This window comes from Sulfurimonas limnophila (assembly GCF_059705345.1).
Map to the genome: position 1 here is coordinate 1,749,281 of NZ_AP046127.1, position 16,110 is coordinate 1,765,390.

Genomic DNA, 16,110 nt, shown 5'->3' on the forward strand with positions numbered 1-16,110 from the left:
AAAAATGAGTAAAGTAATAGGTATAGATTTAGGAACAACAAATTCATGTGTAGCAGTTTATGAGGGCGGAGAAGCAAAAATCATCCCTAACAAAGAGGGAAAAAATACAACTCCTTCAATTGTTGCATTTACAGACAAAGGTGAGGTTTTAGTAGGAGACCCTGCAAAACGTCAAGCAATCACAAACCCAAACAAAACTATCTCTTCAATCAAGAGAATTATGGGTCTTATGATGAGCGAAGAAAACGCAAAAGCTGCACACGATAAAGTAACTTACAATATCGTAAACAAAGATGGAATGGCGGCTGTTGATGTAGCTGGTAAAATCTACACTCCACAAGAGATTTCAGCAAAAATTCTTTCAAAATTAAAAGAAGATGCTGAAGCTTACATCGGCTCAACTGTAACTGACGCAGTTATTACTGTTCCTGCTTACTTTAATGATGCACAAAGAAAAGCAACAAAAGATGCAGGAACTATCGCAGGACTTAATGTTTTACGTATCATAAACGAACCAACTGCTTCTGCACTTGCGTATGGTTTAGAGAGCAAAGCTGATGAGAATGTACTTGTTTATGACCTAGGGGGCGGAACTTTTGACGTTACTGTTTTAGAGATTAGTGATGGTACTTTTGAAGTTCTCTCAACTGATGGAAACGCATTTTTAGGTGGAGATGACTTTGACAACAAAATCGTTGACTACTTAAATAGTGAGTTCAAAAATACACACGGTATTGATCTTAAAAACGACAAAATGGCTCTTCAACGTCTAAAAGATGCAGCAGAAAATGCTAAAAAAGAGCTTTCAAGTTCTACTGAAACAGAGATAAACCTACCATTTATCACTATGACAGAAGCTGGACCACAACATTTAGTTATCAAACTTACTCGTGCTAAATTTGAGAGTATGATTGAAAAACTAATCGAAGAGACAATCAGTCATATCAAAACTGCTATGAAAGAGTCTGGCTTAGAAAATGGCGCTATCAAAGAGATTATCATGGTTGGTGGATCAATTCGTGTTCCTCTTGCTCAAAAAATGGTATCTGATTACTTTGGTGGAAAAACTCTAAACAAAAGCGTAAACCCTGACGAAGTTGTTGCCGCTGGTGCTGCTATCCAAGGTGGTGTTTTAAGAGGAGATGTTAAAGATGTTCTTCTTCTTGATGTTACTCCACTATCTCTTGGAATCGAAACTTTAGGCGGTGTTGCTACTAAGATAATTGAGAAAGGTACAACGATACCTGTTAAAAAATCTCAAGTATTCTCAACAGCAGAAGACAACCAACCAGCTGTTAGTATCTCAGTTGTTCAAGGTGAGAGAGAGTTTGCAAAAGATAACAAATCTCTAGGACTATTTGAACTAGGAAACATTGCAGCAGCTCCAAGAGGTGTACCTCAAATTGAAGTAACATTTGACATAGATGCAAACGGTATTTTAACTGTTAGCTCAACCGACAAAGGAACAGGCAAGTCTCAATCAATCACAATCAGTGGTTCTTCAGGACTAAGCGAAGAAGAGATTAACAAAATGGTTAAAGATGCTGAACTTCATAAAGCTGAAGACTCAAAAAGAAAAGAGCTAGTTGAACTTAAAAACCAAGCTGACGCATTAATCGCTCAAACTGAAAAATCATTAGGCGAGATGAGTGAGAAACTTGAAGCTGAAGAAAAAGCAAAAATTGAGACTGCGATATCTGAACTTAAAGATGTTCTAAAAGACACAAATGCTACAAAAGAGCAGATTGAAGCTAAAGTAAAAACTCTAACTGAAGCGAGTCATAAAATGGCTGAGCAGATGTATAAAAATGAGCAAGGCGAACAAGGCGGAGCTGATACTTCAAAGAAAAAAAGCGACGATGACGTTATCGACGCAGAGATAGAGTAACTTTGTACACTCTCACACATCTCGTGTGAGAGCCACACTTCAAAAACCCCAAACCACTATTTAAAAGGTACCTCGTGCTTTACAAAACTATGTTTTATGCGCTTATACTCTCTTTGTTTATTTCTGGATGTTCTTCACAACAACAAGCTCTAAGAGCACCTACAAAATTGCCACAATCAAAAATAGATTATGCTCCTCAGGGCGGTTACTATTTTGTTCTTATCCAAAAAAGTAAACAAAAATGGAAAATTCTTCAAATAGAGGATAAGCCTTTTTTAAAAAGACTCCACAAAAATCAAGAGCTTCTTCTTGTAACACAAACTTATAGCAATGTTTACCCACTTTTTGATTCTGACATCAAGCCAGAACGAGGAAATGAATATCTATGTGATGATTCAAACATAACTGCTTCTTACACTCCATGTTCAAGTGCTTTATCACTTAACTCAAAAGCAAAAAATCTTAGTGATTATTTTAACAATATGAGCAAAAATTCTAAAAAATACAAATATGTAAGCAAAAGTTTGATAAATCAAGCCATAAGCGATACAAACCTCTATGAAGCGATTGAGAGCAAAAAAAACATATTTAAGTATGCACAGTGTGAAGAGATTTTTCATACAGCAAACACAATTGAAGATTTTAATGAGTTTGTAATAACTTATGCAGACTATGAAGAAGCAAAGCCTCTCCTCTTGCTAGCGCTTCAAAATCTTCAAAATTTAAAAGATGCGGATGAGAAAAAGAAGCAAGATGCTCAAGCACTGAAAAGAAATTACCAAGATAAGTATAAAAAAAGTGAACAACAACTAGAGCGAGACAATCTCTATCTTGCAAAAAAAGAGCAAAACAGTATAGATGATTATGCAAAAAAACTAAAGCTTTTTAGAAACAATCTTCAAGTTGGAGTTCAAACAAACTGCGGAACTGTTGTTGAGATAGACTCTAAAAAGGCAAACATATCGCTCAGCTCTACAAATAACACGATATGGATTGAGCGAGTTAAGCTATTTCCAAAAGGGGATGGTTGTCGTTTTGTTAAAGGTCGATACATAGCTCCACCATCCTTCTAACGTTACTTTTTGTTACTAAAGAGAGTATATTTAAGCTATTTTTATAATATTAAAGAACTTTAATCTTTTTCTTTAATAACTATTGAAATACTCTCTATAGATACCACTGTAAAGAATTTCAAATGAATGAGAAAAATCTTATTAGATTTATCACTTTTACTCCCATCGTAGTCATTCCTGTAGTTGTATTTCTTTTTTTCTATATGAGCATTTCACACAGCGAAGACATCTTTAACAACAGCACTAAAAACCTCAAACAAGAGCTAATCCTAAAAGAAAAAGATAACACAATTTCAAAAGTTAAAATGGCAGTTGAGATTTTAAACTATGAGAATTCAACAATTAAAGAGAAGTTAAAAGATAAAGTTGGTGAAAGAGTAAACAAAGCCTTTATGATAGGCTCACATATCTATAATCAAAATAAAAATACTAAAAACGATGCTGAAATAAAAAAGATGATTATTGATGTTCTTCGTGCTATGACGTGGAATGATGGAGAGAGTTTTATCTTTATTTTAGACAAAAATGGTGTGTTTACACTTGCTCCTGAGTATCTAAAACATAAAGAGGGACAGAGCATTATAGACTTTCAAGACGCAACTGGACGATTTATAATTAAAGAAGAGATAGCTATCGTAAATAGTGTTGGTGAAGGATTTTTATGGGATACATTTACAAGAGCTAACAAAGACCCAAAAACACAATATAAACAGTTGGCATTTGTAAAAGACTTTAAAATTTATAATTGGTATCTAGGCTCATGTGAGTACTTGGATATTACTAAAAAAGAGATAGAGCAAAGCGCCATTACGATACTTCGCAATATAAATAAAAGTAAAAATGACTACTTTTTCATCTATGACATGGATGGAAACATCATACTTCACTCTCAAAACCCACAACTAGAAGGAAAAAACTTTTTAGATTCGCCAAATAAAAATGATAGAGAAGTAGCACAAAAACTTATACAGAGCATAAAAGTAGAAGGTAAAAACTTTGCTTCTTATAACTGGGTAAACCCTATGAATGGGCAGATTGAAGAGAAAATGTCCTACTTTGAAGCAATTCCAAATACAAATCTAATGATAGGAAGTGGTTTTTATATAAAAGAGATAAATGCTATCGCAAATGAGAAAAAAAGAGAACTTGAGGCTATGAACAATAAAGAGCTAAACCTTATGAAAATTTACTCTCTAATATTTGTATCTCTTTCTTTGTTGATTGCATTTTTTATATCAAATAAACTTCAAGAAAGATTTGCTCAGCTTAAAAGTGATATTGAACATAAAACAGATGAGCTACTACTCTTAAATGAACATCTCGAACAAAAGGTTGATACAAGAACAACTGAGCTTAAAGGTGCTTATGAGAAGATGAGAAAACTTGCAAACACAGATTCTCTAACCAAAATAAATAACCGCTACTCTTTTTTAAATCAATTTAACGCTACGCTTGATAAATATAAAGGCTCCAGCGTAGAGCTCTCTTTGATTATGCTTGATATTGACTACTTTAAAAAGATAAATGACAACTATGGCCATCATGTTGGCGATTATGTCATTATCGAAATAACAAAACTTGCAAAAGAGTGCTTAAGAGATAGCGATGTTTTTGGTCGTGTTGGCGGAGAGGAGTTTATGGTACTGCTTTTATATACCTCACTTGAAGCAGCAGAAGAGATTGCTCAAAGAATAAGAAAAACAGTGGATGAACACAAGTTTGAGCATGTAGTGCATGTAACGGCTAGTATCGGTGTTGTCTCATACAACACTAAAGATAAAAGCATTGATATGCTAAAAAGAGTAGACGATGCCCTCTATGAAGCAAAAAATAGCGGTAGAAATAGGGTTTGTTCTATATAAAGCGTTATCTACTCTAAATCTCATCTAGTGCTTTTTTTATTTTAAGCGCTTGTACATGCTCATAAACATCATGAACTCGAACCATAGAAGCTCCATTTTTTACAGCTTCAAGATGAATAGCCAACGTTCCTGCCAGTCTCTCACTAGCATGTGAGGGCGAAATTTTATCAATCATCGATTTTCTTGAAGCGCCAATCAATAAAGGATACCCAAGAGTTTTAAAATGTTTTAGATTTTTTATGAGCATCAAATTGTGCTCTAACGTTTTTCCAAATCCTATTCCAACATCCAAGACTATATCTTTTACTCCTAAAGATTTGGCCTTCTCTATTCTTTGTTCAAAAAAAGTATAAACATCACTCAAAATATTTTCATACTCTGGTTTATCCTGCATAGTTTGTGGTGTTCCTTGCATATGCATGATAATTGCTCTTGCCCCATTACTTGCACAAAGCCTGCAAACTTCATCACTTTGGAGCCCTGTAATATCATTTACAACTCTAAAGCCACATTTTAGGGCATACTCAATAACTAAAGGCTCATAGCTATCTATGCTAAATTGCGCCTCTTTATAGAGTTTTTGAGATTGTATTAGATCAAGAATTGGTTTTACTCTTCTTAGCTCTTCCTCTTTAGATACAACTTTAGCAGATGGTGCTGAAGAGACCCCACCTATATCTATAATATCTGCACCATCATCAATCATCTTCTTAATAGCTTCTATTGCCTCTTTGTCACTAAATCTTGAATCTGAGAAAAAACTATCATCGTTAGCGTTTATAATGCCCATTACTTGGGCTTTTGAATCACTTTTTATCTTTAAAATATCTTGTAGCTTTTTTGCTACTTCACTTAGCCCAAAAGGTTGTGCCAACTCTTTTTTAGAGAGTTTTTCCAACTCTCTTGAAGTAGCTATCAAAATTGCATCAACATAAGGTGTTTGTGCGATAACCGTTCCACGAGGCACTGCTAAATCTGCGCCGACACTAAGCGCATCTTGTTTTAATATATTTGCGCCACCTACATGTAAATCTCTAATTAGTACAATATAATGTTCAGCTTTTGAGCCAAGAATAGAGACTCCGCCACTATCGACATTTAGATTTCTAAGATATTTTTTTATATCTATCTCGTTAGATAAAAGTTCAAGCTGCATTTTTATCTCCTGCAAAACTCATCAAGATAAGAGCAAAAACGCTCTGTGCTCTTGCATTTAACTCTAAGAGCCTATATGCTCTGTCAAAATTTTCAAGTTGCATTTTTGTAAGTATCAGCTCATCAACAACGGTTGCTCTGTGGTAGAGTGCTTCAACAAGACTCTTTGCTTCACTCTTTTTTAATTTTGCAACTTTTTTTAAAAACTCAAAAATATCACTGTAATTTATTCGTGCAAGACTAAACTCTATCTCATAAACTTTGTGCTCTTTTTTGCCCTTAAAGATAGGTAATCTTGAGCGAACCGTTGGAAGAAGATTTGATGTTGAGCTAGACAAGATGATAAATTCTATATTTCTAGGAGGTTCTTCAAGGACTTTGAGAAGGGAGTTTTGTGAAACTGCATTAAAATTGCTTGATCCAAGGATGATATATTTTGTTTGAGATTCACTAATGTATGCTTCTGCAATTGCTGCTCTTGCATGTTCTATTTTAAACTCATCTTCTGTTATAAAACCAACCACTCTGTTTGGTTTTAGCACATCATTTAATCTCTCAAATTCTGCTTCTATGTCTGATGTAATTACAATGTGACTCTTTGTAAAATCAGACTCCAACATCAACTTCTCCAAACATCGCTGCATTTAGCGAGGCATTAAAGAGGCGATATAGTTGAAGAAGCTTAATATCTAAGAGTTTATCATAAGACTTTAAGTGCAGTGCATTTAAATACTCTTCATCAAAAATCCAAAAATAGCTTGAATCTTTTCTCTTGGCAATATCAGCTCTCTTATCATCTCCTCTACCTATGTACCAGTAGAAATAATCATCTTTATGCGCCAAAGAGATAACATCTTCAACTATATCTATCATCTCTCCGCCATTTATACTGTTGTAGTGTCTATAAACGCTATCTATGCTTATTATTGGTAAAAGAGGTCTATCTACCTGCAAAGAGTTTAAAAAATCTAAAATATAGGTCTCAAACCACTTTCTTTTCTCATCAGTAATTAAAATAATTGTTTTACCATTAAGAATCTGCTCTAAAGCTTGGGAAGTTGTCGTTGTCCAGTCAAAGCGTTGCTCTTCTAGCCAACTAAAACAACCGCCCTCTTTTCTTATAGCATCTAAACTCCACTGCGAAAATTCTGACATGCTACTCATGCCTCCTCGACAAAGTAGAGAATAAAATTATTCATTACTTATCTAACTCATAAGCACTATGAAGCGCTCTAACAGATAGTTCTGCATACTTTTCAGCGATTATCATAGAGATTTTTATCTCTGAAGTAGAAATCATATTTATGTTTATATTCTCAGCAGCCATTACCGAAAAGGCTTTTGCAGCGACGCCAGTGTGAGACTTCATGCCAACGCCTACGATAGAGACTTTACAGATATTTTCATCATAAGAGACTTCATCTACTTCAGACTCTTTTACAAATGAATCCATAACTTTTTTTGCGTCATTTAAGTCACTAACAGGAACAGTAAAATCTATATTTGCTTTACCGTCATGTCCTACATTTTGAATTATCATATCTATATTTACGTTGTTGTTTGATAATTTTGTAAAGATGTCAGACGCAATTCCTGGTCTGTCTTTTACGCCTACTAATGAAACACGTGCTTGATTTTTATCTAATGCTATTCCGCTAACTAATGGTTTTTCCATGATATTTTCTTCCTTCGTTATTAATGTTCCCTCTTCATTTGAGAAACTTGTTCTTGTTACTAAATTTACATTTAATTTTTTTGCTAACTCTACAGAGCGGTTTTGAAGCACTTTTGCCCCAAGAGAGGCAAGTTCCAACATCTCATCATAAGAGATTTTATCCAGCTTCTTTGCTTTTGGCTCAATACGGGGATCAGTTGTAAAAATTCCGCTTACATCAGTATATATTTCGCATAAGTCAGCTTTTATTGCTCCTGCTATCGCAACAGCACTTAAATCACTTCCGCCACGTCCAAGTGTTGTTACATTTCCATCTTGAGAAACACCTTGAAAACCAGCAACAACAATTATGTTTCCATCTTGTATAGCCTTATTCATTGCGGTTGGGTCTATCTCTTCAATACGAGCTTTTGTATGAATATTGTCCGTTACGATTCCAGCTTTTCTTCCACTCATAGAAACAGCAGGAAATCCCATCTCGCTAAGGGCAATTGCCAAAAGTGAAGCAGTTACTCTCTCGCCAGAACTTAGCAACATATCAACTTCGCCACGTGCAGGGTTTTTTGAAAAATGCTCTGCGTACGCTACAAGTTTATTTGTCTCTCCACTCATTGCAGAGACAACCACAACAACATCATTTCCAGCTTTTTTCGTCTCAGAGACACGAAAAGCTACATTTTGGATTCGCTCTAAATCACCAACACTTGTTCCGCCAAATTTTTGAACTATCAACATCTACAATAATCCCTCTTTTTTAAAATAAGTTATAACACTCTCATAAACATCTTTTTTAAAACTAGCACTAAGGCTCAACGCTTCATCTACGCTTACAAATTTATACTCACGAAACTCAGGTTCAGCAGTCTCTATATTTATCACAGCATCAGCGTGTAGTTTTACCAAAAAATATCTCTGCGTCTGTCCTATAAAAGGCTTCATACTCTGAGCTATTTTTGGCGGAAAATCATAAGATATCCACTCAGGAAATTCAGCTATAACTTCTACATTGTCAGTGCCTATTTCCTCTTTTAGCTCCCTAAATAGTGCTTCTTGAATCTCTTCTCCAGCATCTATTCCGCCTTGTGGAAATTGCCAAACATCAAGCATATCATTTCTTTGTGCAAGGAAAATTTCTCTTGATAAAGGATAAGAACTTGAGACGATAATCATCGCAACATTAGGACGATATAAATCTTTTTTTGTCATAGTTTCACTTCATATAATATTGGTGCAATTGTACAAAAGATGGTATTAAAATAAACTAATTCACAACCCAATATTTATTTTACATGCTATAATTGCGACATATTCCAAAAAAAGAGTAAATAATGAAAGAGTATGTCTTGAAGAATGATGATTTTTTAGTCTCGCAAACTGACGCTAAGGGTATTATCATATTTGCAAATGATGATTTTTGTAAAGTTGCAGGTTATGCACTTGAAGAGTTGGTTGGAAAACCTCATAATGTAGTTCGTCATAAAGATATGCCAAAAGCAGCTTTTAAGGACTTGTGGGAGAGCGTTAAAAATGGAAAAATCTGGAGCGGTTATGTTAAAAACATGACTAAAGACGGCGGATTTTACTGGGTTTATGCAACAGTTTATCCGATGTATGACACTACAAGAAAAGAGCAAACTTACCTCTCTTGCAGAAGAAAGCCATCAGATCAAGAAATCCAAGAAGCCGAAGCGCTATACAAAACATTAAGATAGGAAATCCAGATGAATAACAACATAAAAAACATAATCGTTACATTAACTTTTTCAATTTTAATCGCTTCTCTGTTTTTAACAGACAATACTCTTGCGCACGTTGCAGTAGCTGTTATAGGGTTTATACTTGTAATTGCAACAAATATGAAAACAAGCTCTACATCAACAACAAATCTTCTTAATCAAAAGAGATTAGAGCTTATAGAAATGATGGAGTTTAAGAGAAATAAGATAAAAATTGATGAAAACACTCCAAATGAAGCTGAAAAAAACTTCAATAAAATTGTAACAACATATCAGGCATCTGTGCTTGAAGATACAAGAGTAGCTGGTGAGATGGTTCTTCTAACAGACAAAGTTGCAAAAGGGCATTTCTCTTGTAGAATAGCATCTGATTCAAAAACTCCTTATGTTCATGTACTTAGAAACAGCCTAAACAACATGCTTGATTCATCAGAGGAGAATCTTGACATCGCTATAAATACACTTCAAAAGTTCTCACAAGGTCTATTCGCGACAAGAAGTGATGTACATGTAGAAGCTAAAATGGCAGATTTATTAAACAATATAAATGAACTTGGCCAAGCCCTTCAAACTATGGAGACAAAAAACAGAGATAGTCAAAAAACAATTGTTGAATCATCTAAAAAACTCAATGATACAATCTCAACTATCACAAACTCAACTGTTAAAGATCTAAAGAGTATGATAAACGATACAGTAAACAGAATCCATAATGTTGCTCAAAAAGAGGATGATATGGTTGAGAACCTACAAACTTTAGTAACTAACGCTAATGAGACAAAAACTATTTTAGCGACTATCGGTGATATCGCCGAGCAAACAAATCTTTTAGCACTAAATGCGGCTATCGAAGCAGCCCGTGCTGGAGAGCATGGACGTGGATTCGCTGTTGTTGCAGACGAGGTAAGAAAACTAGCTGAGAGAACTCAAAAAAGCCTTGCTGAGACTTCTGCGACAACAAATATTCTCATTCAATCAATTTCTGAGAGTTCAGATGCACTAAACAGAAACGCTAGAGAGGTAAATGACATTTCAAGTGAAGTTAGCCTAATAAGTAACAAAATGGATGACATCATACATACTCTAAATAATCTATCTCAATAGAGTTTTTCTCTATTCTAACCCATAAAAAAGAGCCTCTTTTGGCTCTCCATAGTAATATCCTTGAAAATAATCAACGCCAAGCTCTCTAACACACTCAGCTATCTCATATGAGCTTACGAACTCTGCAACTGTTTTAATTTTTATTTTCTTTGAAAACTCTATAAGTCCTTTAACCATAAACTTTGCTTTTTCATCTACTAAAACCTTACTTACAAGTGTCCCATCTATTTTTAAAAAATCTATATGTAGTTTTATCAAGTTTGTAAAATTAGAGTATCCAGAGCCAAAATCATCAATAGATATTTTACTGCCATACTCTTTAATCATCTCAATGAACTTCTCTACAACTTCATAGTCATCTATCTCTTCAGTCTCAACTATCTCGAAAGTGATTCTATCTCCGCCATATTTATCTAATCTATTTTTTATATAATCGAGCATACTTTGAGATTTTAGATTTTTATATGTCAAGTTAATAGATATTTCAGCACTACATTTTTCATAGATAAGAAAGACTTTTTGCATCATCTGTCTTGTAAAAAATTCAAAAGTATTGTCCTCAATTGCTGCATCTAAAAAATCATACGGGGTAATAATTGTTCCATCAAAAAGTTTTAATCTTGCTAGTGCTTCATACTTTGTAACAGACCCATCAGTTGCATCTATAATCGGCTGAAAATAAGGCACGATGCAGCCATTATGCAAAGCTTCTTTATAAACTTGATGCTTATTTAAAACTGCTTTTCTTGAAAAAATATATTCTGGGTCATTTTCATATACTCTATATCTCTCCTTTAGAGAAATAGCCTCTTGAAGTGCTACATTTGCCATATGATGCAAATGCTCATTTCCATAAGAGATACCTGCGGTAAAATCAGAGATTATCTCTTCTCCATTTGTAGTACAAAAAAGATTGTTGTCCATATTATTAAAAATATAATAGTTCAAGATAGAGAGATATTTTTCAAAAAGAGTTCTGTTTTTTACAAGAATTGCAAATTTTTGAAGGTTTAAACTATAGAGAGTGACATTTTCTTCCGTAATCATATCTTGTAGTTTTTTGCTTTTATCGATTATGACTTCTCTAGCAATTTCAAAACCGTACAACTGCTTAATTGGCTCTAGCTGATTTATATGAAGCATGATAAGCATTGCTTCATCTTGAAGCACCACTATATCTTTCATAAGAGCTTCTCTGTTTGGCAGATTGGTTGCTTCATCTATTTTATCAATTTGCAGATGGATATCGCTGATGCTTTTACAGCTTAAAATCTCTTCCAGTAGTGTCGCTATCGCATATTTTTGTTTTTCATCACCATCTGCATAGAGTTTTCCTAGTTTTAAGAGGTTCTCTTCTATTGTTACTACATCATTCAAAATAGCTACTTATTATCAATTTATTTTATAAAACATTATCATACATCACTTTAAATATGAATAATAATAAAAAGTGAAAAAAAAGCTATAATTTTCATCTTAGGGAGAAGCCACTTGCTACTATATATTCATATTCCATTTTGCGATTCTAAATGCTCTTACTGCGCCTTCAACTCTTATGTTGATAAGTTTCATCTAAAAGAGAGCTACATGAAAGCTTTATCAACTCAACTTGAGCTTGAACTTAAGCGATTTGATGTTAAAGAAAACTCTATCGAGTCCGTTTTTATCGGTGGAGGAACCCCTTCTACTGTTGAACCAAAGCACTACAAAACTATCTTTGAAACGCTAAAGCCATATTTTATGGCTGATATAGAAATAACAAGTGAAGCAAATCCAAATAGTGCCACTTTCGAGTGGCTTGAGGGAATGCACACGCTTGGGGTAAATCGTATAAGTTTTGGAGTTCAAAGTTTTGACAAAGACAAACTCAGAATCCTTAACCGTGCACACAGTGCAACTCAAGCTAAAGAGGCAGTTTTAAATGCTAAAAAAGTAGGTTTTGAAAATATTTCTCTTGATCTTATTTATGCAACACTTGGCGATACAAAAGAGCTATTAAAGCATGATTTAGACACAGCTTTTTCTCTTCCAATTAACCATATCAGCGCATATGCACTAACAATTGAAGAAAAAACCCCATTTGAATCAAAACCTTATATGTCAAAAGAGAGATTAACTCTCACTTCGTGGCTATTTAAAAATATAAAAAGCCATGGATTTGAGCAGTATGAAATAAGCAACTTTGGTACTTATAAAAGTACTCACAACCTTGGGTATTGGCTTTATAAAGAGTATATTGGGCTTGGTAGCGGTGCTGTTGGCAAGCTTGGATTGCAAAGATACTACCCAACTTCAGATGTTGATGAGTACATAAGCAATCCAACTTTGATTAAAACAGAATCTTTAAGCCAAGAGGATAAAAAGATTGAACAGATATTTTTAGGTTTACGCTCTTGTGTTGGAATATCGATAAATATACTAAATGAAAAAGAGCTTCAACGTGCTAACCTTTTAGTTAATGAAAAAAAACTTATATTTAAAAATGATACCTTTTATAACACTGATTATCTACTTGCAGATGAGATTGCCCTGTTTATATCATAGATTAATTATTTTTTAGTTAGAATCCTGCTTCACTATAATTTGAGGATTGTTTATGTTTGGTATGGGTTTTACTGAAATTATTATTATCGCTGTTATCGCTATTCTTTTTCTTGGTCCTGACAAATTGCCAGAGGCTATGGTTCAAATTGCTAAATTTTTTAGAAGCACTAAAAACACTATCAACACTATGAAAAACACGATAGAAGAAGAGATGCAAGTAAAAAGCATAAAAGATGAAGCATTGGCATATAAAAAAGAGCTTCTTGACGCTTCAAATCAAGTAAAGAGCGCTACTGATATAAAACAGATGGCAGCAAAACTAACAACCCTTGAAGACGATACATTTGATGATATTTTTGACGCACCAAAAAAAGATAACGTTCCAGAAAACAAGCCTGAAACAGTAACCCTGCCTAAGAAAAAAAACACTCAAATTGAAGATAAATTAGAAGAAGATAGTAAAAATGTTTGATGAGATAAAACCACATTTAATTGAATTAAGAAAAAGATTAGCTATCTCTGTTGGTAGCTTAATTGTTATGTTTTTTGTTATGTTTTACTTTCATGAACCAATTTTAGAGTGGATAGTAGCGCCATTAAATTCAGCTCTTCTTGAAGTTGGTAAAGTATCTCTTCATGCAGCAGATGGTATGGTAACTACCAACCAAGTTGGAGGTGCATTTTTTGTTGCATTAAAAGTATCATTTTTTGCAGCAATCGTTGGAGCTCTACCTATAATTCTTGCACAAATATGGGCATTTGTGGCTCCTGCACTATATGCAAATGAGAAAAAAATGGTTCTCCCTTTTATACTGGGTGGAACTATAATGTTTGCAATTGGTGTTCTTTTTGCCTACTATGTTGTTACTCCATTTGGTTTTGATTTCCTTATAGCTTTTGGTAGTTTTAAATTTACTCCTCTTATAAATATTGAAGATTATGTAGGATTTTTTACAAAAATCATGTTTGGTTTTGGAATCGCATTTGAGCTTCCTGTTTTTGCTTACTTCTTAGCGCTTCTTGGAATGGTTAACGATAGACAGATGATAGATTTTTTCAGATATGCAATTGTTATTATCTTTATCGTAGCTGCTCTTTTAACACCTCCAGATGTTTTAACACAACTTCTTATGGCACTTCCACTTACCATTCTTTATGGTGCATCAATTTTAATAGTTAGAGCTGTAAATCCTGCTTCTCCGATCGAAGAAGAAGATGAGGATGATGATGAAGAAGATGCAGAAGAAGAAACAAAAAAAATAGAGAACTAGCATGAGTAGCAGTGAGCTACTCACCTCAAGCTATGATTTTACTCTCCCAAAAGAGCTCATAGCGACCCACCCAGCAACTCCTAGAGACAATGCAAAACTCCTTGTTTACGATAGAGAGAGTGGTCAAATTTCACACGCACACTTTTACGATTTTGAAAAATTTATCCCTAAAAATTGTGCACTTATCTTTAATGATACAAAAGTTATAAAAGCTAGACTTTTTGGGCAAAAAGAGAGTGGCGGGAAAATAGAACTTCTAATCAATAGAGCGTTAAATGCCCATAATATTCATGTTTTCACAAGAGGAAAAGTAAAAATTGGAACTAAAATATCTCTTGGAGCAGAGCTAGTTGCCCAGATTATAGAGCTGCTTGAAGATGGAAGCAGAGTTGTAAACTTTTATAAAAACAACTCTCTTTTACGTTTCGAGGAGATACTTCCTATAATAGATAAGATTGGTCATATTCCACTTCCGCCATATATACAAAGAGAAGATAACAAAGAAGATGAGAGAGAGTACCAGAGTGTTTTTGCTAAAGAAGAGGGAGCAGTAGCAGCACCAACTGCATCACTTCACTTTACAAAAGAGCAACATGAAAGAGTATGTTCTAACTTCCAACATGCATACATTACGCTTCATGTTGGAAGCGGTACCTTTAAGCCTGTTGAATGTGAGGAGATACTTGAGCACCCTATGCATTCTGAGTATTACGATATTTCAGATAGCGCAAAAAAGATTCTTGATTCTGAGATGCCAATTTTAAGCGTTGGAACAACTTCAACAAGAACCATTGAATTTTATGCGAGAAATAAAGAGCAACAAAGAGGAGAAGCAAATCTTTTTTTGCATCCAAACAACAAACCTCTTAGAGTAAATCATATACTTACAAATTTTCATCTTCCAAAATCAACACTTATCATGTTAGTTGCCTCTTTTATAGGGGTAGATAAAGCAAAAGAGCTTTATGCCATAGCGATTGATAAAGAGTACAGATTCTACTCTTATGGCGATGCTATGCTGATTTTATAATCTAATAACTACACCATTTTTTATTTCTATATCACCGTTTAACTCTGCTTCAAAAAGTTTTTGCGGATATTTAGCCAAGGCTGCATCATAAGTTGGATTTCTTTTACAAAACTCCATAAACTCATCTTCTGCTTCTAGTGTATCAACTTTATTTGTAGAAAACCTCGATACAAACTCGTCTATGTCATAGATAGCTTCTGCTTTTTTATCACGCAGAAGTTGATTTGTCCCATCACTCTCTCCATGACGTTGAGGAAGTACAAAAATCTCCTTACCCATACCCAGAGCAAACTCTACGCTTCTCATGGTCCCACTATCAATCTCTGCTTCGCCAACAACCAAAACCTCTCCAAGAGCGACAACAAGTTCATTTCTAACTACAAAACTCCACGAAGTAGCGCTACTTCCACTCTTAAACTGACTTAATAAAAGTCCATTTTTTTCTATTTCACTGAGTAAATTTTTATTTACTGCTGGGTAACGCACATCAACACCACATGGCAAAACCGATATAGTATTATAAGAGGTAGCTCCTATATGAGCACTTGCGTCTATTCCCATGGCACCGCCACTTACGATACAAATACCGCTTTTTGAGAGAGCAGATGATAGTTTTTCTATAAAGAGTCGCGAGTATTTAGTAGGCTTTCTGCTTCCTACGATTGAGACTTTTGGACTACTTAAGAGAGAGAGGTTACCGCTATAAAATATCTCTTTTGGATACTTTTTCATAGATAAAAGTTCAGGTATTTCAAACTCTATCTTGCTCATG

Annotated in this window: 16 protein-coding genes; 9 read left to right on the forward strand and 7 right to left on the reverse strand. The window is 34.4% G+C overall.

What is annotated here, in order from left to right:
• The first annotated feature begins 4 nt into the window (after nucleotides 1–4).
• The 3 genes from dnaK to AC6H33_RS08820 all read left to right on the forward strand — a co-directional run bounded on the left by dnaK (nucleotide 5) and on the right by AC6H33_RS08820 (nucleotide 4,823).
• A complete protein-coding gene (dnaK, locus tag AC6H33_RS08810; protein ID WP_497604513.1) occupies nucleotides 5–1,888 on the forward strand; it encodes a molecular chaperone DnaK in 1,884 nt (627 codons plus the stop codon).
• A gap of 74 nt (nucleotides 1,889–1,962) precedes the next feature.
• Nucleotides 1,963–2,961 carry a hypothetical protein gene (locus AC6H33_RS08815; protein WP_497604514.1) on the forward strand — a complete coding sequence of 333 codons (999 nt, stop codon included), beginning with the start codon at nucleotides 1,963–1,965 and terminating at the stop codon, nucleotides 2,959–2,961.
• 122 nt (nucleotides 2,962–3,083) lie between these two features.
• Nucleotides 3,084–4,823, forward strand: a complete 1,740-nt coding sequence (locus AC6H33_RS08820; protein WP_497604515.1) for a sensor domain-containing diguanylate cyclase — start codon at nucleotides 3,084–3,086, stop codon at nucleotides 4,821–4,823.
• Nucleotides 4,824–4,836: 13 nt separating this feature from the next.
• Here AC6H33_RS08820 and folP read toward each other — a convergent pair whose 3' ends face one another.
• Genes folP through AC6H33_RS08845 form a run of 5 tightly spaced genes read right to left on the reverse strand, consistent with a single transcriptional unit; the run spans nucleotide 4,837 to nucleotide 8,859 of the window.
• Complete coding sequence (gene folP, locus AC6H33_RS08825) at nucleotides 4,837–5,979, reverse strand: dihydropteroate synthase (RefSeq protein WP_497604516.1); 1,143 nt, start codon at nucleotides 5,977–5,979, stop codon at nucleotides 4,837–4,839.
• Entirely contained in the window at nucleotides 5,969–6,598 is a 630-nt protein-coding gene (locus AC6H33_RS08830; RefSeq protein WP_497604517.1) for a DNA polymerase III subunit delta', read from the reverse strand. Before AC6H33_RS08830 ends, folP begins: the two co-directional genes overlap by 11 nt.
• Nucleotides 6,585–7,133, reverse strand: a complete 549-nt coding sequence (locus AC6H33_RS08835) for a HobA family DNA replication regulator (RefSeq protein ID WP_497604518.1) — start codon at nucleotides 7,131–7,133, stop codon at nucleotides 6,585–6,587. The genes AC6H33_RS08830 and AC6H33_RS08835 overlap by 14 nt, the downstream gene beginning before the upstream one ends.
• Before the next feature lie 43 nt (nucleotides 7,134–7,176).
• Nucleotides 7,177–8,388, reverse strand: coding sequence for an aspartate kinase (locus tag AC6H33_RS08840; RefSeq protein WP_497604519.1), 1,212 nt, complete (start codon nucleotides 8,386–8,388; stop codon nucleotides 7,177–7,179).
• The gene (locus tag AC6H33_RS08845) at nucleotides 8,389–8,859 is read right to left on the reverse strand and encodes an RNA pyrophosphohydrolase (protein WP_497604520.1); all 471 of its coding nucleotides are present in this window, start codon (nucleotides 8,857–8,859) and stop codon (nucleotides 8,389–8,391) included.
• A gap of 122 nt (nucleotides 8,860–8,981) precedes the next feature.
• Here AC6H33_RS08845 and AC6H33_RS08850 point away from each other — a divergent pair, with 122 nt between their 5' ends.
• Both AC6H33_RS08850 and AC6H33_RS08855 read left to right on the forward strand, forming a co-directional pair.
• The gene (locus tag AC6H33_RS08850) at nucleotides 8,982–9,365 is read left to right on the forward strand and encodes a PAS domain-containing protein (protein WP_497604521.1); all 384 of its coding nucleotides are present in this window, start codon (nucleotides 8,982–8,984) and stop codon (nucleotides 9,363–9,365) included.
• Nucleotides 9,366–10,124: 759 nt separating this feature from the next.
• Nucleotides 10,125–10,493 carry a methyl-accepting chemotaxis protein gene (locus tag AC6H33_RS08855; RefSeq protein WP_497605992.1) on the forward strand — a complete coding sequence of 123 codons (369 nt, stop codon included), beginning with the start codon at nucleotides 10,125–10,127 and terminating at the stop codon, nucleotides 10,491–10,493.
• Between the two features lie 9 nt (nucleotides 10,494–10,502).
• Here AC6H33_RS08855 and AC6H33_RS08860 read toward each other — a convergent pair whose 3' ends face one another.
• Nucleotides 10,503–11,870, reverse strand: a complete 1,368-nt coding sequence (locus AC6H33_RS08860; protein ID WP_497604522.1) for an EAL domain-containing protein — start codon at nucleotides 11,868–11,870, stop codon at nucleotides 10,503–10,505.
• Between the two features lie 114 nt (nucleotides 11,871–11,984).
• Here AC6H33_RS08860 and hemW point away from each other — a divergent pair, with 114 nt between their 5' ends.
• From hemW to queA, 4 genes are read left to right on the forward strand one after another with little or no spacing between them, the layout of a single operon-like run.
• Nucleotides 11,985–13,037, forward strand: coding sequence for a radical SAM family heme chaperone HemW (gene hemW, locus AC6H33_RS08865; protein WP_497604523.1), 1,053 nt, complete (start codon nucleotides 11,985–11,987; stop codon nucleotides 13,035–13,037).
• A gap of 52 nt (nucleotides 13,038–13,089) precedes the next feature.
• Nucleotides 13,090–13,509, forward strand: coding sequence for a Sec-independent protein translocase protein TatB (gene tatB / locus AC6H33_RS08870; protein ID WP_497604524.1), 420 nt, complete (start codon nucleotides 13,090–13,092; stop codon nucleotides 13,507–13,509).
• Nucleotides 13,502–14,308: a twin-arginine translocase subunit TatC gene (tatC, locus tag AC6H33_RS08875; RefSeq protein WP_497604525.1), complete on the forward strand. Its 807-nt coding sequence runs from the start codon at nucleotides 13,502–13,504 to the stop codon at nucleotides 14,306–14,308. The genes tatB and tatC overlap by 8 nt, the downstream gene beginning before the upstream one ends.
• Nucleotide 14,309: 1 nt before the next feature.
• Complete coding sequence (gene queA, locus AC6H33_RS08880; protein ID WP_497604526.1) at nucleotides 14,310–15,338, forward strand: tRNA preQ1(34) S-adenosylmethionine ribosyltransferase-isomerase QueA; 1,029 nt, start codon at nucleotides 14,310–14,312, stop codon at nucleotides 15,336–15,338.
• Here queA and AC6H33_RS08885 read toward each other — a convergent pair.
• Nucleotides 15,333–16,109: a DNA-processing protein DprA gene (locus tag AC6H33_RS08885; protein WP_497604527.1), complete on the reverse strand. Its 777-nt coding sequence runs from the start codon at nucleotides 16,107–16,109 to the stop codon at nucleotides 15,333–15,335. The genes queA and AC6H33_RS08885 overlap by 6 nt on opposite strands.
• Nucleotide 16,110: the final 1 nt, after the last annotated feature.